This window comes from Allostigmatella hybrida, from assembly GCF_020103775.1.
Lineage (GTDB): Bacteria > Myxococcota > Myxococcia > Myxococcales > Myxococcaceae > Hyalangium > Hyalangium aurantiaca.
The window spans coordinates 93,150-113,617 of the sequence record NZ_JAHXBH010000008.1 but is presented as its reverse complement, the minus strand read 5'-3'; the positions used below and the strand labels follow the sequence as shown (position 1 = coordinate 113,617).

At 67.6% G+C, this 20,468-nt stretch carries 16 protein-coding genes; 10 read left to right on the top strand and 6 right to left on the bottom strand.

Features of this window, described 5'->3' with window-relative positions; genetic code table 11:
• Window positions 1–64: 64 nt before the first annotated feature.
• A complete protein-coding gene (locus tag KY661_RS16215; RefSeq protein WP_225411055.1) occupies window positions 65–1,261 on the top strand; it encodes a substrate-binding domain-containing protein in 1,197 nt (398 codons plus the stop codon).
• Between the two features lie 6 nt (window positions 1,262–1,267).
• On the opposite strand, the gene KY661_RS16210 is transcribed toward KY661_RS16215, so the two are convergent.
• The 3 genes from KY661_RS16210 to KY661_RS16200 all read right to left on the bottom strand — a co-directional run bounded on the left by KY661_RS16210 (window position 1,268) and on the right by KY661_RS16200 (window position 4,789).
• Complete coding sequence (locus tag KY661_RS16210) at window positions 1,268–2,068, bottom strand: M14 family metallopeptidase (RefSeq protein ID WP_225411054.1); 801 nt, start codon at window positions 2,066–2,068, stop codon at window positions 1,268–1,270.
• 112 nt (window positions 2,069–2,180) lie between these two features.
• A complete protein-coding gene (locus tag KY661_RS16205; RefSeq protein WP_225411053.1) occupies window positions 2,181–2,621 on the bottom strand; it encodes a Spy/CpxP family protein refolding chaperone in 441 nt (146 codons plus the stop codon).
• Between the two features lie 101 nt (window positions 2,622–2,722).
• On the bottom strand, window positions 2,723–4,789 hold the full coding sequence (locus tag KY661_RS16200; protein ID WP_225411052.1) for a sulfatase family protein: 2,067 nt from the start codon (window positions 4,787–4,789) through the stop codon (window positions 2,723–2,725).
• 273 nt (window positions 4,790–5,062) lie between these two features.
• Here KY661_RS16200 and dnaE point away from each other — a divergent pair, with 273 nt between their 5' ends.
• Both dnaE and KY661_RS16190 read left to right on the top strand, forming a co-directional pair.
• Window positions 5,063–8,620 (top strand): DNA polymerase III subunit alpha, encoded by a 3,558-nt coding sequence (gene dnaE, locus KY661_RS16195; RefSeq protein WP_225411051.1) that lies wholly within the window; start codon window positions 5,063–5,065, stop codon window positions 8,618–8,620.
• An 80-nt stretch (window positions 8,621–8,700) separates the two neighbouring features.
• Complete coding sequence (locus KY661_RS16190) at window positions 8,701–10,305, top strand: hypothetical protein (protein WP_225411050.1); 1,605 nt, start codon at window positions 8,701–8,703, stop codon at window positions 10,303–10,305.
• Between the two features lie 12 nt (window positions 10,306–10,317).
• On the opposite strand, the gene KY661_RS16185 is transcribed toward KY661_RS16190, so the two are convergent.
• Window positions 10,318–10,746, bottom strand: coding sequence for a tellurite resistance TerB family protein (locus KY661_RS16185; protein ID WP_225411049.1), 429 nt, complete (start codon window positions 10,744–10,746; stop codon window positions 10,318–10,320).
• 230 nt (window positions 10,747–10,976) lie between these two features.
• On the opposite strand from KY661_RS16185, the gene KY661_RS16180 reads away from it, so the two are divergent.
• From KY661_RS16180 to KY661_RS16165, 4 genes are read left to right on the top strand one after another with little or no spacing between them, the layout of a single operon-like run.
• Window positions 10,977–11,810, top strand: coding sequence for an ABC transporter substrate-binding protein (locus KY661_RS16180; protein WP_225411048.1), 834 nt, complete (start codon window positions 10,977–10,979; stop codon window positions 11,808–11,810).
• Window positions 11,811–11,831: 21 nt separating this feature from the next.
• The gene (locus KY661_RS16175) at window positions 11,832–12,527 is read left to right on the top strand and encodes an amino acid ABC transporter permease (protein ID WP_075007636.1); all 696 of its coding nucleotides are present in this window, start codon (window positions 11,832–11,834) and stop codon (window positions 12,525–12,527) included.
• A gap of 1 nt (window position 12,528) precedes the next feature.
• Window positions 12,529–13,227, top strand: a complete 699-nt coding sequence (locus tag KY661_RS16170) for an amino acid ABC transporter permease (RefSeq protein ID WP_225411047.1) — start codon at window positions 12,529–12,531, stop codon at window positions 13,225–13,227.
• A complete protein-coding gene (locus tag KY661_RS16165) occupies window positions 13,224–13,979 on the top strand; it encodes an amino acid ABC transporter ATP-binding protein (RefSeq protein ID WP_225411046.1) in 756 nt (251 codons plus the stop codon). Before KY661_RS16170 ends, KY661_RS16165 begins: the two co-directional genes overlap by 4 nt.
• A gap of 23 nt (window positions 13,980–14,002) precedes the next feature.
• Here the strand turns inward: KY661_RS16165 and KY661_RS16160 are convergent, their stop codons facing one another.
• Window positions 14,003–14,761 carry an SDR family NAD(P)-dependent oxidoreductase gene (locus KY661_RS16160; RefSeq protein ID WP_225411045.1) on the bottom strand — a complete coding sequence of 253 codons (759 nt, stop codon included), beginning with the start codon at window positions 14,759–14,761 and terminating at the stop codon, window positions 14,003–14,005.
• A gap of 129 nt (window positions 14,762–14,890) precedes the next feature.
• Between KY661_RS16160 and KY661_RS16155 the strand changes: the two genes are divergently transcribed.
• From KY661_RS16155 to KY661_RS16145, 3 genes are all read left to right on the top strand, one after another.
• Window positions 14,891–15,091 carry a hypothetical protein gene (locus KY661_RS16155; RefSeq protein WP_225411044.1) on the top strand — a complete coding sequence of 67 codons (201 nt, stop codon included), beginning with the start codon at window positions 14,891–14,893 and terminating at the stop codon, window positions 15,089–15,091.
• Between the two features lie 248 nt (window positions 15,092–15,339).
• The gene (locus KY661_RS16150) at window positions 15,340–16,983 is read left to right on the top strand and encodes a vanadium-dependent haloperoxidase (RefSeq protein WP_225411043.1); all 1,644 of its coding nucleotides are present in this window, start codon (window positions 15,340–15,342) and stop codon (window positions 16,981–16,983) included.
• 160 nt (window positions 16,984–17,143) lie between these two features.
• Window positions 17,144–18,208 (top strand): type III polyketide synthase, encoded by a 1,065-nt coding sequence (locus tag KY661_RS16145; protein WP_225411042.1) that lies wholly within the window; start codon window positions 17,144–17,146, stop codon window positions 18,206–18,208.
• 25 nt (window positions 18,209–18,233) lie between these two features.
• Here the strand turns inward: KY661_RS16145 and KY661_RS16140 are convergent, their stop codons facing one another.
• A complete protein-coding gene (locus KY661_RS16140; protein ID WP_225411041.1) occupies window positions 18,234–20,264 on the bottom strand; it encodes a carotenoid oxygenase family protein in 2,031 nt (676 codons plus the stop codon).
• Window positions 20,265–20,468 lie beyond the last annotated feature (204 nt).

The window sequence follows — 20,468 nt, the reverse complement described above, 5'->3', positions numbered from 1 at the left end:
GGTGGCGCGCGAACAGCGCGAGGGCGGGCACTATAGCGAAGTCCTTCCAAGAGGTGCGTTTCACATGAAGCCCAGGGTTCTCATCATCATTGGCTTGCTCGCGGCGGTCGGGGGGGTGCTCCACCTGTCCCGCGCGGGCAAGCCCGAGAACCTGGAGTCCGGGGAAACAGGGAGCCTCGCCCCGGTGCCCGTCCCGGTGCAGGAGCGCACGGAGATCTCCTTCCTCTACAGCACGGAGAAGAAGGCCTGGGTGGAGGAGGCGGCCGCCGCCTTCCAGAAGACCCACCCCGCCATCCGGCTGTACCTGGTGGAGCGCGGCTCGCTGGATGCGGCCCAGGCGATTCTCGATGGACGAGAAAGGCCCACGGTGTGGAGCCCGGCGGACACGGCGGTCCTGCGGATGCTGGAGTCGGACTGGGCCACGGCTCCAGAGCGGGGGCCGCTGTTCGCGCGGCAGGGCGAGGAGGCGCCGCAGTCGCTGGTGATTACCCCCCTGGTGTTCGTGGTGTGGGAGGACCGCGCGAACGTGCTCCTGGCCTCCAGTGGGGGCAAGCAGATCTCGTGGAGGACGATCCAGAAGGCCGTGTCGAGTGATCAGGGCTGGCCGTCCATCGGCGGCAAGGAGGAGTGGGGCTTCGTGAAGCTGGGACAGACGGACCCCACGCGCTCGAACTCGGGCCTCCAGGCGATGCTCCTGGCCACGTTCGAGTACCACCACAAGCGCATGGGCCTGACGGTGGGCGACGTGCTGGACGCGAAGTACCAGGAGTGGATCAAACAGATGGAGCGGGGCGTGGCGCGCTTCGAGACCTCCACGCGCCTGGTCATGACGGACATGGTCCGCTTCGGGCCCTCCCGCTACGACATCGCCGTGGTGTACGAGAACCTGGCCATCTGGCAGATCTCGAATGCGACGGAGCGGTGGGGAAAGCTGAAGGTGTATTACCCGCCGTTGACGCTGTGGAGCGACCACCCAGCGGTGGTGTTGCAGGCGGAGTGGGTGACGCCCCGGCAGAAGGAGGCGGCGCGGGAGTGGCTGGCGTACCTGCGAAGCCACCCCGTGCAGCGGCGGGCGCTGGCGTTCGGGTTCCGTCCCGCGGATCCGGAGGTGCCCATCCAGACCGCCGATGCGGCCAATCCGTTCTCGCGCTTCGCGGACCACGGCATCCAGGCCGAGGTGCCGCCCGCGGCGGAGGTGCCCGAAGGGCCCGTGGTTCGCAACTTGCTGACGATGTGGACCCGGGTCGTCGGCCCCCGGTGACCCGCGCTACTTTCCCGCGCGGGCGGCCAGGTCGATGAAGCCCCGGATCCAGATGAGGTTGATGGCGTGGCAGGCCACCATGGGCGTCCGGGTGGTCGTCTCCAGCGTGGCCGTGTAGGGCACGTTCTGCCGCTGGAAGTAGTCGGTCACGCTGCCGTCGTAGAACTCGATGAAGCCATTCGCGTCCGTGCAGCTGTTCTCGTCCACCTTGCTGTTGCGGATGACGGTGGCGTGGGCCGAGGCGGCCTCCATGAGCGGCAGGTAGGCTGCCTTGTCCCCGAAGGTATAGGCGTAGGTGGCCTGCTGGTTCAGGTAGTTGTCCTGGTGGATGTCGAGCGCGGCGGCCGGCGGCGGGAAGCGGACGATGTCCTCCCGCACGGCCCGCGTCTCCTTGGGGCCGCCGTCATAGAGCGCCCAGCGCAGGAAGGACTCCTGCTGGGTCAGCTCGCCCTTCCATTCGCCCGGCTTCACCTCGTAGCGGAGGAAGTCGTTGTTCGGCTTTTCCCCACTGCGGTTGTAGCGGGTGCCATCCTCGAACCCCGAGGGGTTCACACACGGGTAGACCCGCAGCCCCACGTCGCGCGCCTTCGCGTAGGCCACCACCTCCGCGAAGCTCTCCGCCAGCGTGAGCGGCCCGGCCGGCTCCTCGCCATGGAAGCCCGCGGTGATGACGAGCCAGTGCTTGCCCGGAACGGTGAGCCGGAAGAGGGGATACTCCTTTCCGGTCTCGGTCACGCGGCCATACTCGGCCACTTCCGCCAGGGAGGCATACGTACGGATGCGGTGGGCATAGTCGGTGTAGTTCACCCGCCGAACATAATGGCCTCCCCGTTGGGTGCCTACCTGTACTTACAGCCGACGTTCAATGCGGCACGGTGGCCCGCCCTGGGGGCCACCCAGCCAGGCGCCCCACGGAAGCTCAGGGCTTCGGGAGGTCCGCATGCTCGCGGTACTCGGTGGCCAGCTCCTGGCGCTGCTTCGGCGTGAGCAGGCGGTGCGCCTCCAGGGCGGCGTCTGTCACCTGGTGGGCAAAGGCGCGCATGGCGTCGATGCGGGCGTCCACCAGGGAGTGGAGCTTCTGGGCATCCGGCCGGTCCGACTCGAGCTGGGTGAGCACCTCCAGGCGGGCCGCCTGCTGCTCGCCCACCATGTGCTGGCCATCCGCGAACAGGCGGTCCTTCAGGGCATGAATGGACTGCTTCTGGGCGTCCGAGGCGTCGAGGTCATCGAGCTTGTCGTCGAGCTTCCAGGTGATGATCTGCTGGATGCGCCCGGGATCCCGGTTGCAGCCTCCGCCGCGGAAGCCGGTGAGCAGGGCAACGGCGAGCAGCGCGGAGGCCGCGAGGGTGAGCTTCTTCATGGCATCTTCTCCTTGGGGTGGGTCGCCTCTGGGCGATGGGGAGAAGATGCGAGAAGGGTCTTGAGCGCGCTTGAGCCCTTCGTGAAGAAGTGTGAAGGCGCTCAGCGCGTCTCCAGCTTCCAGGTGCGCTCCCGCGTGAGCCGTTCCCGCAGCGAGGCCACCACCTCGGGGTGCTGGGCGGCGACGTCCTGCCGCTCGGTGGGGTCGGCCACCACGTCGTAGAGCTCCACCTTCACGCCCTGGGGGGTGGGCAGCTCCAGCAGCTTCCAGCGTCCGAGGTAGAGGCCTCGGTGCTTGGCGGCCTCCACGGTGGCTTCCCACTCTGGCTTCAGGACGATGTCCCCGCGAGGGGGCTCCACGGTGGCGATCTCATAGACGCCGGGGTAGGGCAGGCGCACCTGCTGGTAGGGCTGGCCATCCTGGTTCGTGAACCAGAGGTCTGTCTCGATGAGGGCGGGCAGCTCGGGCGCTTCCGCCGCCGGGGCCCCCGGGGCGATGAGCGGTGCGAGCGACTGGCCCCGGAACGTCTCCGGCGCGGGCACCCCCAGCAGGTCCAGCAGCGTGGGGGCCACGTCGAGGGAGCGGACCCGGGACGTCACGGTGCGCCCCTCGGCCACGTGGCCCGGAAAGCGCAGCACGAATGGAACCCGGAGCGCCTCGTGGCCCCACAGGTGGTCGCCATGGCCAAGGCCTCGCCCAGGCTCGGACAGGTACTCGCCATGGTCCGAGAGCAGCACCACCAGCGTGGAGTCCCGGAGCCCGCGCCGCTCCAGCTCCGCGAGCATCTGCCCCACGAACGCATCGAAGGTCACCAGCCCCGCGTCGTAATTGGCGACGAGGGCGGCGACGTCCTCGGGCGTGGGAGGCGGGGCGTCCGGGGGAACTTCCATCTGCGGCGAGGCCCCGAACCGCCACGGGCCCTCATACCCCTGCGCGACGAACCGGCCCTCGTGAGGGAAGGGCGCGGCATAGGGGAAGTGCGTGGCGGAGCCGAAGACGAGGAAGGCGAAGGGCGCCTCCGGGGTGAAGCCCGCGAGGGTCCGCCGCGCGGCCTGGAGCAAGGGCGAGGGATCCGTCAGCTCGGGGAACTGCCCGCGCTCGGGAAAGAGGCGGGGGACGAGCGCCGTCCAGGGAAGCAGCGCCACGTGGGTGATGAGCATCCGCTGACGGATGAGGTCCGGGAAGTTGAAGCCGGGGGCCTCCACGCGCTGAAAGCCGAACGGAAAGCGGGAGAAGATGTCCCCTGCGTAGTCGGAGACCACCGCCGTCTGCCAGCCTGCGTCTCCCAGCACCGTCGCGAGCGTGGTGAGCCGGGCCTCGCGCGCCTCGCGGCCCACGAGCGTATGGCGGATGGGGTGCTCGCCCGCCCACTGGGAGGTGAGGAGGGTGGCCCACGAGGGGCCCGTCCGGGGAATCTGGACCACCGTCTCCCGGAACTGCGAGCCCTCGCGCATCAGCGCATCGATGTGAGGCGTCGTGGGGCGGGCGTACCCGTTGCCGCTGAAGTGGCCGGGCCGCAGGCCGTCGGAGGCCAGGATGAGCAGGTTGGGACGGGGGCTCGTCCGGGGAGAAGGGGGCTCCTGGAAGCGCCACCCCGCGTAGCCCAGCATCAGCAGCGCCACCAGGGCCGCGGGCGCCCAGCCCCACCGGCGCGGCCGCACGCCCCCGCTGACGAGCATGGCCAGGGGCACCCAGGCGACCGTCAGGAGCGCCGCCACCCGCCACGGGGTGGGGGAGGTGCCGCTCATCGCGAGCAGCAGGGCCTTGGTCCACGCCGCGCGCCCGTACAAGGTGGCGGCGTAGAGGTGAGGGTGGTGCGCCATGTCCGCCAGCACCCAGGGAATCTCGGTGGCGAGGCACGCGAGCGCGCTGCCCCAGAACACGGCGCGGCGGCTCACCCGGAGCGCCCACAGCCCCGCGCCCATCCACGCCCCCAGGGCCATTCCCAGCACCGTGTACGCGAGGATCAGCCGGCCCACCTGGCCCAGCACCACCCCCCGGAACTCGTTCCAGACGCGGTCCTGCAGGGCCGCGCTCTCGTTTCCCTGGTATCCCAGCTTCATGTTGAGCAGGGCACACAGCGTGTAAAGGGCGATGAAGACCAACAGGCCGGCCCGGCAGCCGAGCAGGAGGGAGCGAGCGAAGGAGGGACGAATCCGGGACGTCATCAGAGGGGCTCCAGCCTGCCCAATCTCACGGCGAGGGTGGCCGGACTTCGCGGAGGATTGACAGCGAGTGAACTCCCCTGGCCGGGGCACTCGGCCAAGCGCCTTCCGGGGCCCGGTGTTACCTCTTCACCCCAGGTCCCGGCTGTGGCACAAAAATGGCCGAGGCCGATTTTCCGGCCCTGGAGCGAACGGCTGGCGCTCGACTGGCGGCCTGCCGTCCAGGGCCCTATGGTGCCTGGGCTCTCTTTGACTGACCGCTGCTTCTGAACTGCCATGTCCTTTACCCATCTCCACCTGCACACCCTGTACTCCCTCCTGGATGGCGCCATCCGGATGAAGGACCTCATCAAGACGGTGAAGGAGAAGGGGATGTCGAGCGTGGCCGTGACGGACCACGGCAACATGTTCGCCACCATCGACTTCTACAAGAAGGCGAAGGATGCCGGCATCAAGCCCATCATCGGCATGGAGGCGTACGTCGCCGGCACCAAGGGCCGGGAGGACCGCTCGGAGAAGGTCGCCCACCACCTCATCCTGGTGGCCCAGAACGCCGAGGGCTACGCGAACCTGCGCTACCTGTCGTCCACGGCGTACATGGACGGCTTCTACTACCACCCGCGCATCGACAAGAAGGTGCTGGCCCAGCACAGCAAGGGGCTCTTCGCGCTCACCGCGTGCCTGGGCGGTGAGGTGACCAGCGCGTGCTTCCGCGGGGACATGGACCACGCCCGGCGCGCGGCCACCGAGTACAAGGACATCTTCGAGCCGGGTCACTTCTTCCTCGAGGTGCAGTCCAACGGCATCCCCGAGCAGGACAAGGCCAACGAGAACCTCAAGCAGCTCAGCCGGGACTTGGACATCCCGCTGTGCGCCACCGCGGACGCGCACTACATCAAGCGCGAGGACGCGCGCGCGCACGAGCTGCTCATGTGCATCGCCAGCGGCAAGACGCTGGCGGACGGCAAGCGCCTGCGGCACTCCACGGACAAGCTCTACGTGACGAGCCCCCAGGAGATGCTGGAGTTCTTCAAGGACATCCCCGAGGCCGTCCACAACACCCAGGTCATCGCCGACCAGTGCAACCTGGAGCTCAAGCTGGGCAAGCCCATGCTGCCCACCTTCAAGGTGCCCGACAGCCACACGCCGGACAGCTACATGGCGGAGCTGGCCTTCGAGGGGCTCCACGAGCGCTTCAAGGAGCTGCACCACGCCGGGGCCAAGTTCGACCCGGAGATGTACCGCGCGCGCCTCAACCTGGAGCTGGGCGTCATCCAGAAGATGGGCTTCAGCGGCTACTTCCTCATCGTCCAGGACTTCATCAACTGGGCCAAGAAGGCCAACATCCCCGTGGGGCCGGGCCGTGGCTCCGGCGCAGGCTCCCTGGTCGCGTACGCGCTGCGCATCACCGACCTGGATCCGCTGCCCTACAACCTCCTCTTCGAGCGCTTCCTCAACCCCGAGCGCGTGTCGATGCCGGACTTCGATATCGACTTCTGCCAGGACCGGCGCGACGAGGTCATCAAGTACGTCTCGCACAAGTACGGGGAGATGAACGTCGGGCAGATCATCACCTTCGGCAGCTTGAAGGCCAAGAGCGTGCTGCGCGACGTGTGCCGCGTGTTCGGCCTGCCCTTCAGCGAAGGCGACCGCATCGCCAAGCTCGTGCCCGAAGTGCTCGGCATCACCCTGAAGGACGCCATCGAGCAGGAGCCGCGCCTCAAGGAGATGATGGAGAAGCCCTCCAACGTCGGCGAGGTGGACGGCAAGCCCGTCACCACCAAGGACGTGCTGGAGATCGCCCTGGCGCTGGAGGGGCTGCACCGCCAGCCCGGCATGCACGCGGCCGGTGTCGTCATCGCCGACAAGCCGCTGTGGGAGTTCGTCCCCGTCTACCAGCCCCCGGGTGAAAAGACGCTCATCACCCAGTTCGCCAAGGACGAGGTGGAGGCGGCGGGCCTGGTGAAGTTCGACTTCCTGGGCCTCAAGACGCTCACCGTCATCCAGAACGCGCTGGACCTCATCAACCGCAACCCGCCCAACGGGAAGGTGCTCGAGCGGCAGGACATCCCCCTGCACGACGAGAAGATGTGGAAGCTGATGGCCGCGGGCGACACGGCCGGCGTGTTCCAGATGGAGTCCAGCGGCTTCACCGAAATGGTGATGAAGCTGCGGCCCTCCTGCTTCGAAGACGTCATCGCCGCGGGCGCGCTCTACCGGCCGGGTCCTCTGGACTCCGGCATGGTGGACGTCTTCATCAACCGCAAGCACGGCCGCGAGCCGGTGACGTACCCACACCCCGCGCTGGAGCCGGTGCTCAAGGACACCTACGGCGTCATCGTCTACCAGGAACAGGTGATGCAGATCTCCCAGGTGCTGGGAGGCTACACCCTGGGCCGCGCGGACCTGCTGCGCCGCGCGATGGGCAAGAAGAAGGCCGAGGTGATGCAGGCCGAGCGCGCCGGCTTCCTCGAGGGCTGCAAGAAGAACAACGTCGACCTGAAGGTCGCCGGGGAAATCTTCGACCTGATGGAGAAGTTCGCCGAGTACGGCTTCAACAAGAGCCACTCGGCCGCCTACGGCCTCATCACCATCCACACCGCGTGGCTGAAGGCGCACTACCCGGTGGAGTTCATGGCCGCCCTTCTCACCAGTGAGAAGGACAACACCGACAAGGTGGTGCGGCACATCGGCGAGGCGCGCGAGGCGGGGCACCAGGTGCTGCCGCCCGACGTGAACCAGTCGGACATGGCCTTCGGCGCGGTGGACGGGAAGATCCGCTTCGGCCTGGGCGCCATCAACGGCGTGGGCGAGGGCGCCATCGAGTCCATCGTGGAGGCGCGCAAGGACGGCCCCTTCAAGGGCCTGTTCGACTTCTGCGAGCGCGTGGACAGCCGCCGCGTCAACCGCAAGGTGCTGGAGGCGCTGGTCAAGGCCGGGGCCTTCGACTTCGAGAAGCGTCCCCGCCGCCAGCTCTTCGAGACCATCGAGCGGGCGATGAACCGGGGCGCCGCCAGCCAGAAGGACAAGGCCGCGGGGCAGAGCTCCCTGTTCGGGATGCTGGCGGGGCCTGCCGCAGGCAACGGCGGCGGGATGAAGGACGAGTTCGTGCAGACCGACGAGTGGCCCGAGAAGGAGCGCCTGTCGTTCGAGAAGGACGCCATCGGCTTCTACGTGTCGGGCCACCCGCTGCACCAGTACGAGAAGGAGCTGAAGCGCTACGCCCGGCCCGTGACGGCGGTGCAGCGCGCCCGGCGCGACGAGAAGATCACCGTGGGCGGCATCGTCGCGGCGATGCGCGAGCGGCCGACGAAGACGGGCAAGCGCATGGCATGGGTGACGCTGGAGGACCTGTCGGGCTCCATCGAGCTGGTGTGCTTCCCGGGTAAGGAAGGCGGCCGCTCGATGATGGGCAAGGACGGCAAGTGGACCAAGGGTGGGCCGAAGCCGGGCTACGAGAACTGGGAGACGCTGCTCAAGGGGGATGACCCCATCCTGGTCTCGGGCTCGGTGCAGATCAGCCAGCGTGACGAGGAGTCGCCCACCGCGGAGCTCATCGTCGAGGACATCCAGAGCCTGAAGGTGGTGCGCGAGAAGCGCACGAAGCGGCTGGAGCTGCGCGTGCCCGCGGACCTGCTCACCGAGGAGCGGCTGTCCAAGCTGACCCAGCTTGGCAAGCAGTACGCGGGCGCCACGCCCGTGGCGGTGAGCGTGCTCTTCCCCGGTGAGGCCGAGGCGCTCATTGGGGGCACGGCGCTCAAGGTCCAGGTGAGCGACGAGCTGCTGCTCGCCGTGGACAAGCTCTTCGGGATGAAGGTGGTGGAGCTGGGCTGAGCCCCCGGGCGGATTCGCTGTCAGGGCGCGCGCCGGGGCCTCGTCGTCGTAGCATCTGATGGCCCAGGAGCAAGGCACCCATGAGCAGCGATGACCTCAAGGCCCGTCCGTCGTCTCACCCGGCGGGCTCCCGGGACGAGAGCGGCTATCCAGCTTTCCTGGAACGTCTCCAGACGGCCTTCGAGGGGCACCTCGCCCACCATCGGCTGTTCACCACGGATGCCACCGGACTTTGGGAGGCCTATCTCGCCGCCTTCCCCGAGGAGGCACGCCAGCACCACACTTGCAGTGCCTGCCGCCGGTTCGTCGAGCGCTTCGGCGCTCTGGTGACCCTCGATGACCAGGGCATCCAGCGCAGTCCCTTCTGGGACGAGCACCTGGCCACTCCCATGGTGTCCGCCCCCGTGGAGCGGCTGCGGACCTTGGCCGAGAAGGCGCGCGTCACCGGCGTGTTCCTGTCATCTCAGCCTGTCTGGGGTACTCCGGTAACGGGCGCTTGGAAGCATCTGGCCGTGCGGGTGCCCCAGGCCCACGTCTTCCGGCCCAGCCTGATGGATGCCCACCAGCGGATGGCCGAGCTGCGGGAGCACTACCGCTGCCTGAATGTGGCGCTTGGCGAGTTCCACACTGATTTGCTGAAGCAGGCCCAGACCGTCCTTCGGGCGGATGCCCTCTCGCGCTCCGAGAAGTTCATCGGCGTGGTGGAGTGGCTCCTCGCCCGGCAAGACGAGCGCAAGCAGCCCCATGGCCACAACCTGCTCTGGAAGGCGGTGGCCTCGGCCCCGGCGGGCTTCTGCACGCCGCGCGCTTCCATGGTTGGCACGCTGCTGGAGGATCTCGCGGCGGGCCTTCCGTTCGAGACGGTCCAGTCAAGGTTCGACGCCAAGATGCACCCGCTCCAATACCAGCGCCCGCAGGCGGCGCCGTCCGCCGGAAACATCCAGCAGGCCGAAGCGGCAATCGCGAAGCTGGGGCTCGCGCCCTCGTTGGAGCGCCGGTTCGCCACGCTCGCGGATGTTCACCTCACCTGGAAGCCGGCGGAAAACAAGCCCGAGCCAGCCCGGGGCATCTTTGGCCATCTTCGGACCAAGGAGGAGCAGCGCCGGGAGCTGCACCTGCCCGGCAAGACCCTGACGTGGGTGAAGTTCCGCGACACGGTTTTGCCCACGGCCGAGCGAATGCAGCTGCGGGTTCCCTCCAGGAGCACGGCATTCTCGGCGATGGTGACGGCCGTCCATCCCGGCGCGCCGCCCCTGCTCCAATGGGACAGCCTGGAGCGGCGCAATCCGGTCTCCTGGTACTTCTATCCCCACGGGAGCACCGCCAGCAGCTGGGGCCTGAGGCCCGGTGACGTGGAGGTGCTCGGCGTGACGATGAAACCCAACACCTGGTTCAGCGATCGCTTCGCGCACATAGGCCAGGGGGTGTTCTTCATCCTCGAGGGCGCGCGGGACAGCCGCAACAGCGGCCTGTCGTTGTTCCCCGAGTTTCTGCGCAGCGAGCTGCACGGGGTGCGCGCGACCCTCGAGGCGTTCTCCCAGAGCCGCAAGCTGGAGATCTCCGAGGGGCAGCCGCTCGCCAGCGGGCTGATGTTCACACCCTCGGGGAATGCCCCATGGGAGGTGGAGCTGCGCGTCGCGAGCCAGGGGGCCGTGGCGGCCTACACCCTGGATCGCTGGGATTGAACCCCATGCGGGTTAGAGCAGCTTTGCCATGATCTCGCGCTCGCGCTCCTCCAATTTGATCGAGGCGAGCGCCCAATCGATGAGCTCGCTGGTGACCGACGCGTCGAGACCGAAGGCGCTGGCAGCCTCCTTCACCGATGCACGTTCCTCGTTCGAGATCTCGCCGTCGGCGCACGCCACCTCCACGAGCATGCGCAGCAGGGAGACGCGCAGCTCGCGGATTTTGATCTTGCTGACGATGTCGGTGAGGCGGCTGGGCTTCTGGAACTCGCCCTCGATGAGCGCGGTGACTTGCGCGTCGCGGGGCGACAGGCCCATGCCCGCCACCACGTTATCGAGCTGCTGACGCTCGTCTTCGGTGACGCGGCCATCGCTTGCTGCCACGTTGGCCATGGCCTGGACGAACGCCAGTAGCTGCTCTTGGGGGTACTCGTGCGTCATATCGTCTCCTGGGCAAGTCGGTGACGCAGGATAGTGGGCGCCCGCGCGGACCGAGAACGGCTTTCGTCCGGGCTTGAGGTCAAGGTGGATACGGTGCAGGAACGGCTCCCCCGCACGCACATCGGCTGTTGCGTGTTGGGCTTTTTTCTGCCCCAGACTAGGCTGCGCCCCCCACTCGTGTCTCCCTCCCCCTGGTGGGGCGCCTTGGCGCCCGTACGAAGGAGATGTCCATGATGTTGAAGCGTCTGATGGTGCTGGTGGCAGGAGCCCTCGTGCTGGTTCCGTTGTCGCCGGCGCAGGCCGACCAGTTGCAGGACATCAAGAAGAAGGGCGAGCTGGTCTGTGGCGTGCTCGGGACCGATGAGCCGTTCAGCTTCATCCAGAACCCCGCCAGCCGCACGATCGTCGGCTACGACGTGGACCTGTGCAACGCGGTGGCCAAGAGCCTGGGCGTGAAGACCACCCTCAAGCAACTGGCGGTGTCCGCGCGCATCCCCGAGTTGCAGCAGGGCCGCGTCGATCTGCTGGCCGCCTCGCTCACCCACAACAAGGAGCGTGAGGCGCTGATCGACTTCTCCCTGTCCACCTTCATCACAGGGCAGAAGGTCATGGTGAAGAAGCAGAGCGGCATTACCCAACTGGACCAGCTCGCCGGCAAGAAGGTGGTGACGGTCAAGGGCTCCACCATGGAGCAGAGCATCAAGAAGGCGGTGCCCACGGCCATGATTGTCTCCTTCGACAACAGCCCGCAGGCCTTCCTCGCGCTGCAGCAGGGCAAGGGGGTGGCCTACGTCAACGACGAGACCTCGTTGATCGACGACTTCTCCAAGCTGGGCCCCGTGGCCAAGGACTACGAAATCCTTCCCCACAACCTGTCCACCGAGCGTCTCGCGCTGGGGCTGAAGAAGGGCGAGACCGCGTTCCGGGAGCAGGTGAACAAGGTGCTGCGCGGCCTGGAAGCCTCTGGAGAGGCCGAGAAGCTGTTTACCCAGTGGTTCGGCCCGGCCACCAAGATGAAGTTCCCGAGCCGCCCGTTCAAGATCGAGACCGACACGATCGACTGAGGCCGTCGTCCTGAGCGGTCCATGAACTCCTTCGATGTCTCGATGCTGCTGTCCGGCCAGTACCATGACTGGCTCGTGAGCGGCTTCGTCCTCTCCATCAAGCTCGCGTTGACCACGCTGGTGATTGCACTGCCCCTCGCGCTGCTCGTGGCGGTGCTGAGGCTCGCGCCGCTCGCGGTGCTGCGTGGGGTGGGCCTGGTGTTCGTCGAGGCGATCCGCAACGTGCCGCTCCTGGCGCACATGCTGTTCTGGTACTTCGGCGCGCCGGAGGTGCTGCCAGAATCGATCAAGGCCTGGCTGTACGAGCGCAATGTCGAGGCCGCCAGCGCGGTGATCGCGCTGGTGCTGTACACCGCCGCCTATATGTCGGAGGACATCCGGAGCGGCATCCGCTCGATTCCCAAGGAGCAGATGGAGGCGAGCCGCGCGCTTGGCTTCAGCTTCCTCGCCTCCATGAGGCGGGTGATCCTCCCCCAGGCGCTGCGCCTGACCGTGCCGCCGTTGATCAGCCAGACGCTCAGCCTGTGGAAGAACACCAGCATCGCGATGGTGATCGGCGTCGCCGAGCTGATGTACCAGGCCCAGCAGGTGGAGAGCGCCAGCTTCCGCGGCTTCGAGTCCTTTGCCTTCGCCACCGGCGCCTACCTGACGATCTCCCTCGCCATCACCGGGGCCGCCGCCTGGTACCACCATCACCATCCAGTGCGGAGCGCCTGAGATGTGGGAGATCCTCCAGACTTACTGGCTGTACTACTTGGTTGGCCAGTATCCGGAAGGTCCGCTCGGGGGCCTCGCGCTGACGCTGGTGCTGGCCGCGCTTGCCCTGGTGCTGGCCTTCCCGGCCGGCATCGTGCTCGCGCTGTGCCGTCTCTCGCCCTACCGCCTCGTGCGCTGGCCGGTGACCGCCGTGGTGTACGTGGTGCGCGGCACACCGCTGCTGATGGTGGTGTTCTGGGCCTACTTCCTGCTGCCATCGCTCACCGGGCAGACGACCAGCCAGTTCAACACCATGCTGGCGGCGCTGGTGATCTTCGATGGCGCCTACCTCGCGGAGATCATCCGGGCCGGTATCCAGGGCATCCCCAAGGGCCAGATGGAGAGCGCCCGCTCCCTTGGGTTCAACCACCTGCAGGCCATGCGGCGGGTGATCCTCCCTCAGGCGCTCCGCAACATGCTGCCCTCGCTGGTCAACCAGTTCGTGTCGACCATCAAGGAGACCTCGCTCGGCTACATCATCAGCCTTGGCGAGGTGTCCTTCGTCGCGACCCAGATCAACACCCAGCTGCTCACCCGGCCCGCCGAGGTCTATCTGTTGCTGGGGCTCACCTATTTCGTGCTGTGTTTCAGCCTGTCGCGCTTCGCCTTCTGGCTGGAGCGGAGGCTGGCCGTGCGCGGCTCGCACCCGGGAACGCGATGATCAAGCTCGAGAACGTCAACAAGTGGTACGGCGACTACCACGCCCTGGCCGACATCACCGAGGAGGTCACCCAGGGCGAGGTGGTGGTCGTGTGCGGCCCGAGTGGCTCCGGCAAGTCCACGCTGATCCGCACGATCAACCGGCTGGAGCCGATCCAGAAGGGCCGCATCCTGGTGGATGGCCAGGACATCTACGGACAGGGCGTCGACGTCAACGCGCTGCGGAGCCGCATCGGTTTCGTCTTCCAGCAGTTCAACCTGTTTCCCCACCTCACCGCGCTGGAGAACTGCACGCTGGCGCCGGTCCACATCCGCAAGCTCCCGCAGCAAGAGGCGAACGCGCTGGCGATGTCGCTGTTGGACCGCGTGGGGCTCGCGCACAAGGCGTCCGCCTACCCCGCGCAGCTCTCCGGGGGACAGCAACAGCGGGTGGCGATCGCCCGGGCGCTCGCGATGAAGCCGCCGGTGATGCTGTTCGACGAGCCCACCAGCTCGCTGGATCCCGAGATGGTCGGCGAGGTGTTGCAGGCGATGAAGGGGTTGGCGCGCGATGGCATGACCATGGTGGTTGTGACGCACGAGATGGGCTTTGCCCGGGACGTGTGCAACCGCGTGCTGTTCATGGACCAGGGCCGCATCCTGGAGCGCACCACGCCGGAGCGGTTCTTCAGCCAGCCGGAACACCCGCGTGCGCAGAAGTTCCTGGCCGACGTGCTGTCTCCCTGGCAGGGCACGCCCGGCGCGGGCACCTGAGGGACACGCTGTGAGGCATGGCCTCATCGCAACCAGCGGGCGGAGGCGTCGAAGAGGGGGCCGGGCATCATTTGCATCAGGCGCATGAGGGTGGCTGCCTGCCAGGGAAGGGTGTACCTCGCCTTTCCACGGAGGATGGCCTGTCCGATGCGGTCCGCCGCGTCCTCCGTCTCCAGGACGAAGGGCTTGGCGGGGTGAATCGGGTCCTTGAGCTCGCCCCTCACATAGCCGGGGTAGACGCAAGTGACTCGCAGGCCGGTGCCCTGCAAGTCCACGCGCAGGCTCTCCAGGAAATTGGACAGGAATGCCTTGGAGCCCGAGTAGGCCGCGCGCCCCGCCAGGCCCCGGTACGCGGCGAGGCCCGCGATGCCTACCAGGTGTCCGCGGTTGCGTTCCACCATCTGCGGCAGCACCGCCGAGAAGAGGGCCGCCGCGCCGGTGACGTTGGTGTCGATGATGCGGCGGGCGCGGTCCCACTTGAAGTCCGTGGCGCACGTCTCCTCGTACAGGCCCGTGGCCATCACCAGGTCCAACCCGCCGCAGGCCACGTCCAGCTCACGGATGCGCTCGCGCGTGGCGTCCGCATCCGTGATGTCCAATGTCATGGGGATGAGGTCAGCGCCGGAGGCCTCCGCTTCGGCGATGAGCGGGGCCAGCGTGGAGGGGTTCCGCGCCGCCAGGTAGACGCGGATTCCTCTTCGGGCGAACCACAGCGCCAACGCATGGCCCATCTTGCTCGAAGCGCCTGCGACCAGCGCCGTCCGGTAGTCCATCTCTGCCATGGGGAGTCTCCTGGCTTACTTCTGAGCGGCAGAGCCCGGGGGCGGCGGATGTGACGGGCCTGGAGGGCGTGCGTGAGGCCAACCCGTCACGAAGACGGCCTGTCGCATCTCCTTAAGTAGGAGATTCTCATGAACCCCCATCCCCAGGGCTTCAAGACCGTGGCGAACTTGTTCTTTCTGCAGATGCGTACGTCCGGCTACAGCTCGAAGCAGATCCTCCAGGCGGTCAACGAGTTGCTCGAGCTGGTCATCCACCTGGTCCAGGACCAGAACCCGCGGGGCCACACCAAGCTCGAACCCCCGGAACAGCAGCCTCCTCCCGGTCCCTGAACGCTGCCCAGCGAGCACTCGCCTGGCCATCCTCCCGCGAGTGCGGGGGATGCGCCACGGCCCAAGAGCGGGCGCGGGGATGTCTCCTTGCTTGTGCCCGGCAACGGTGCGGCTCTCGTCGCAGCATGGGGCGAGCAGCCAGTGGAGGCCGAATGCGGCATGCGGATGCCGTATTCACTTTAGAGGTTGATGCCAGGGCACGGGCCCCCTCCTCACTGGGCGCGTGTCCTCCCCCAGAGGAGAACGACATGCCTGTGCTAATGCCAATGACCCCCGAGGAACGGCGCAAGGAGGCTGACTGCAAACGTGAACGCGCCTTCAGGATTTCGAATGGTGACCCGCTGCCTGAACACACGAACAACGGAGAGGAGGATGAGTACACCGAGCAGTACGGCTTCCCGGTGGCCAGCTACTCGAAAGGGCTGCGGCACAACGGGAACGGGGAGGTTGAGCCAGAGCCCTATGGCCTGCTCCTCAAGGCGCTGCGCAGCGGCAGGGAAGAGGACTTCGCGAGCATCCCCCAGGGGGTGCCCTTGGGCCGCAGGTTCCTCAACCCCCAGGGAGGCCTTGCCTTCGACTTGGAGGGCCCCGACGCCCAGGCCGTTACCCTTCCCCCCGCTCCGCGCATCGACGAGCGCAAGAACGACGGGGAGATGGTGGAGCTGTACTGGATGGCCCTCCTGCGGGATGCGCCTTTCATCTCCTATGGGGAGCGAGAGGACGTCGCCGCCGCCGCGCGGGAGCTCGAGGGATACCGGGACTGCCTCGATGTCCCGTTGATCGAGACCCTCACCCCCCCCACCCTCTTCCGGGGGCAGACGCAGGGAGCCCTCACGGGGCCCTACATCTCGCAGTTCCTGATGCGGGATGTGCCGTTGGGCCCGCTGCAAGTCAGCCAGCGCTTGACCAACTTCGTCCCGCGCCGCGATTACCTCACGGATTTCGAGTCCTGGCTCGCCAGCCAGAACGGTGCTCCGCCCAGGCATGGCGACGTGCTGGATCCCACGCCCCGTTACATCCGCAACCTGCGGGACCTGGCGCGCTACGTCCACGCGGACCCGCCGTATTTCCCCTACCTCATGGCGGCCTTCGTCCTCTTCGGCATGGGAGCCGATCCGGCGAACCTGCACTTGCTCCTGGATGACGGCCTGGCCTATCCCATCCTGCGCAGGGATGGGCAGCCTCCCTCCAACCAGGAGGGCTTCGCTTCGTTCGGACCGCCGGCCCTGCTGGCGCTGCTGGCGGAGGTGACCACCCGGTCGGCCAAGGCCATGTGGTTCCAGAAGTGGTTCGTTCACCGGCGGCTGCGCCCCGAGGAGTACGGGGGCCGCATTGACGTCCACCGGCGCGAAGTGGCCAGCTACCCGGTAAGCGCGGAGCTCCTGTCGAGCCAGGCCCACGAGCGCATCCTGAGCCGGTTTGGCTCCTCGTTGCTGCCGCAGGCCTTCCCGGAGGGCTGCCCCCTTCACCCGGCCTACGGCGCGGGCCACGCCACCAGCGCGGGGGCGTGCGCCACCATCCTCAAGGCGTTCATCCAGGAGCGCCAGCGCTGGCTGGGCCGCGTGGTGGTACCCAACGATGAAGGGACGGCTCTCGTGGACTACGTCGAGGAGGACGCTGGCCGCCTCACCATTGGTGGAGAGCTGGACAAGCTCGTGGCGAACATCTCCCTGGGCCGCTCGGCGGCCGGGGTCCACTGGCGCACCGACTACACCGAGGCCATCCGGTTGGGAGAGCGCGTGGCACTCAAGCTGCTGCAGGAGTACAGCACCCTCTTCAATGAGGCGCACCACTTCACGGTGACGGACTTCGATGGCCGCTCCTGGCGCATCGAGGATGGCTGCATCAACGAGATGATGAGCGAGTCGCAGCCCCTCTCCGCGCCCGCCTGATCCGGCACTGGGGGCGAGGAGCCATCGACCCTCGTCCCCAGTCCGCGCTGGAAGCGCAGTACATCACAGCCACTGCCAGGGCGCTCCATCTGGATGTCTCACGTTGAGCGCAGCCACTGTGTTCAGGCGCTGCGCGAATCGCCACCCAGAAAGAGTGCACATGCGCAATCAGACCCGAAAGACCCTTCCCACCCTCCTGAGTCTGAGCTCGGCCTTTCCTCGCAATGCCTACTCGCAGCAGGAGCTCTACGAGACCCTGGCGAAGGACTTGTACCGCGACATTCCCCAGCTCGAGCGCATCATCCGGCGGGTCCGTGTGAAGAACCGCTACCTGGCATTGGATCCTCGCGAGGCCCTGGCTCGGGACAACGTGCTGGGCGTGGGCGAGCGGATGGCCCTCTATGAGCGCGCGGTCATGGAAGTGGGCGGGCGCTCGGTGGAAGGGGCCCTGCGCACGCAGGACCGGGAGCGCATCGGCAGCTTCATCATGGCCAGCAGCACGGGCTACGTCGCGCCGACACCGGACGTGCTGTTGGCACGGCAGTTCCACCTGAGCCCAACGATGCGTCACACGTTCGTGGGCAACATGGCCTGCAACGCCTCGCTCAACGTGCTCAACGTCGCCCTGGACAGCCTCATGGCGCGTCCGGACGAGAACGTGCTCATCAACTGCACGGAGTTCAGCTCGCTTCACGTCCGTGACGAGGCCAGCCGCGAGCAGTTGGTCGTCCATGCGCTCTTCGGCGATGGCAGCGCTTCGGCCGTCCTGGGCCAGGCGGAGGAGGGCGCCGGGCCGCAGTTCCTGGGCACCCACTCCATGCAGTTCCGCGAGGCGCACGACCTGATGACGTGGAAGCTGCTGGACAACGGGTTCCGGATGACGCTCTCGTCCACCGTGCCGTACCTCATCCGCGACCAAATCGAGCCGTTCATGGAAGCGCTCGTCACCCCGGCGGGGCTTCGCGTGGGCGACATCAAGCACTGGGCCATCCACCCGGGGGGGCCGAAGATCGTGGAGGTCATCGGCGAGAAGTTCGGGCTCAGCGACTCGCAGTTGCGATCGACCTGGCACGTCCTTGAGGAGTACGGCAATTGCTCTTCCCCGACGGTCCTCTTCGTCCTGGAGGAGATGCTCGCGAAGGACAAGCCCCAGCAGGGCGAGTACGGCGTGATGCTCGGCTTCGGCCCCGGGCTGACGATGGAAGGCGCCCTGGTGAGGTTCTAAGCCCCGCGGCAGGGAGGGGGGCTCCTCAGCGCTCCAACAGCTGTTGGATGGCACGGCGCAGAAAGCTGCCCGCCATCACCCCGGTCTCCGCGACCTTCACATAGAGCGGCAGGTCGATGAGGGCCGTGTGTAGCTCGGGGCGCACCCATGCGTCGATGCCGGTGCGGTCGACCCAGGCGCCGTGTAGCGGGAATCCGGGGCGGAGCCCCTGCTCCCCGGGCGCTGGCACGAGCTTCGAGAGGGGGCCTGCCGAGAGCGATTGCTGCCCATCGAAGATCCAGATCTCGACATGCGTGTCGGCTGGCCCCCACACGCAGCCGACGAGCCAGCCGTCCTTCATCGTCGTTCCGCCCTCGCGTGGCACCCAGACGGGCGCTCCCATGAGCCAGCCGGGCGGGAATACATACGCGCTCTCGAGCGCGAGGTTCGCGTCGAGCCGGAAGAGCTGCGTCGTGTTCGTGGGAGCGACGAGCCGCTCAAGGTACTCGGCTTCGGGGACGAGGCGCTCACCCGGGGCCCGGTGACGGCGGAAGTCTTCGAAGGAGCGGACTGCCAGGGTCTCTGGCAGGTACCCGCCCGCGACCCAGTAGGTGTGGGTCTGCACCTGGGTCTGTGCCGCGAGGCTGCTCGCCGCGCTCGCGCCGCCGGCGCGCTCGTAGGCAAGCGGCTGACACGGCGGCAGCAGGTTCACGCCGAAGCGGAAGTCGCTCGCGCTCGTGGGATCGGGGAACGCGTGGGTGGAACCCAGCACCGCCGAGGTTTCGCTCACGTGCACGACGTGCTTGCGCACCTGATTCAGATCCGTGGAGCCCGTGAAGAGCCCAAGGTAGTCGTCGTGGACCCGGTCGCCGGTCGCGAGCACATCCCCCTCGTGGAGCTGATCCGCGGGATCGGCGCCGAGGTTGTGCTGGGCGTAGATCGTGAGCTGTCCCGCGGTGTCGTCCCAGTCCACCAGGGCGTGGCTGAGTTCACCCGGGAGCCGGACGCGGAGTGCGTCGACGTGGCGTGCCCCTTGCTCGATGGCGCCGCGCAGCGCGTCCTTGCGGATCACGTAGAGATCGCAGTGCGTGCTCGGGACTGGCGGGCGCATGAACTGCTCGAGCGGCTTCCAGAGCGCGTCGAGCGAGGGGCGTGCGAAAGAGGGCAGCTTCCGCCGCAGTTCGTCCGTGAGCAGCCCGAGAATCGGCTCGACGAGCGCCCAGGTATTGAGCACGAGGTTCGAGTTGAAGACGAGCAGGTGGTCACGCGTGAGGCTGAGCTGGTGCGCCGACGCTTGCTCCATCGTGACCGGCTTGCCATCGGCATGGACGCGCAAGGGGCGGGCGGGCGCGCGCGAGGTGCCGTCCCACGAGGTCACGTAGAGATCGCCCCGCACGGCGCGCTGGGGGCTCGGGGTCAAGAAGTCGAGCACGCGCGGCACGACGTTGGTGAAGAGGAGCGCAGGCCGTCCCGAGTCGAAGTCAGGGTCGTAGACCGGGTGCCCCGTGGTCAGGATCATCGGGCTGAACGAGCTGCCGACAGAGGACTCGTAGTCACCCGTGCCGCCGACCGGGCTCACATGCGAGAGCTCGCGGGGGTTGATCTCGGTGGGACGCCCCGCGTCGTACGAGAGCACCAGGCGGCGGCCGCCCGCGCCAATCGCAAAGGCTGGGATTGGCGCCGTGTTCGCGAGGTTCGCGATCCCCAACCAGCTCACCTCGGCGAAGTCGGTGCGCACCGACGCCGCGGGTGCGATCGCGCGCAGGTGCTGGGACTGCACGTCGAGAAAGCGCGTCGCGAGCACGTGCTCGCCGCCCGGACTGGCATCGAGATCGATTGACAACAGGCGCCCCGGGGCCGTCAGCAGGTGCGGGTTGGCGAAGCGCGCGGTGTTGACATCGAAGATGGCTTCGCGGGGAAACACGGTGAGGAGCACGCGCCCCGAGAGCCCGGCGGGCAGCGGCGACGTCGGCACGTACCGCGCGGCGCGGTCCGCGAGTTCGCCGTGGTAGACATGCTTCAGGCCTGCGGCCATGGCGGCGCGGTAGGCGGGCTCGGGGATTGGGAGGGGCGGCATGGGCGCGTCACCTGCGTAACACAGGCCCGAGCGACGCGCCCCCAGCCGCCACCGCCAGCGTCATGCGCAGGACGGGGACGGGGGAAGACCTGCCTCACGGCCGGTCTGCTGGAGAATCGCCGGGACTCTGTGCTTAATCGTCTTGTATTGGGACCCGTCGCCCCGGCCTGTTCAAGCGGCTAAGACAAGGAGAGTCACCCTGGG

Excerpts from the sequence above, each read along its gene's own strand:
- KY661_RS16215 (WP_225411055.1), top strand. The coding sequence starts at position 65 with ATGAAGCCCAGGGTTCTCATCATCATTGGCTTGCTCGCGGCGGTCGGG.
- KY661_RS16205 (WP_225411053.1), bottom strand. The coding sequence starts at position 2,621 with ATGAAGAAGCTCACCCTCGCGGCCTCCGCGCTGCTCGCCGTTGCCCTG.
- KY661_RS16200 (WP_225411052.1), bottom strand. The coding sequence starts at position 4,789 with ATGACGTCCCGGATTCGTCCCTCCTTCGCTCGCTCCCTCCTGCTCGGC.
- dnaE (WP_225411051.1), top strand. The coding sequence starts at position 5,063 with ATGTCCTTTACCCATCTCCACCTGCACACCCTGTACTCCCTCCTGGAT.
- KY661_RS16190 (WP_225411050.1), top strand. The coding sequence starts at position 8,701 with ATGAGCAGCGATGACCTCAAGGCCCGTCCGTCGTCTCACCCGGCGGGC.
- KY661_RS16185 (WP_225411049.1), bottom strand. The coding sequence starts at position 10,746 with ATGACGCACGAGTACCCCCAAGAGCAGCTACTGGCGTTCGTCCAGGCC.
- KY661_RS16180 (WP_225411048.1), top strand. The coding sequence starts at position 10,977 with ATGATGTTGAAGCGTCTGATGGTGCTGGTGGCAGGAGCCCTCGTGCTG.
- KY661_RS16175 (WP_075007636.1), top strand. The coding sequence starts at position 11,832 with ATGAACTCCTTCGATGTCTCGATGCTGCTGTCCGGCCAGTACCATGAC.
- KY661_RS16170 (WP_225411047.1), top strand. The coding sequence starts at position 12,529 with ATGTGGGAGATCCTCCAGACTTACTGGCTGTACTACTTGGTTGGCCAG.
- KY661_RS16165 (WP_225411046.1), top strand. The coding sequence starts at position 13,224 with ATGATCAAGCTCGAGAACGTCAACAAGTGGTACGGCGACTACCACGCC.
- KY661_RS16160 (WP_225411045.1), bottom strand. The coding sequence starts at position 14,761 with ATGGCAGAGATGGACTACCGGACGGCGCTGGTCGCAGGCGCTTCGAGC.
- KY661_RS16155 (WP_225411044.1), top strand. The coding sequence starts at position 14,891 with ATGAACCCCCATCCCCAGGGCTTCAAGACCGTGGCGAACTTGTTCTTT.
- KY661_RS16150 (WP_225411043.1), top strand. The coding sequence starts at position 15,340 with ATGCCTGTGCTAATGCCAATGACCCCCGAGGAACGGCGCAAGGAGGCT.
- KY661_RS16145 (WP_225411042.1), top strand. The coding sequence starts at position 17,144 with ATGCGCAATCAGACCCGAAAGACCCTTCCCACCCTCCTGAGTCTGAGC.
- KY661_RS16140 (WP_225411041.1), bottom strand. The coding sequence starts at position 20,264 with ATGCCGCCCCTCCCAATCCCCGAGCCCGCCTACCGCGCCGCCATGGCC.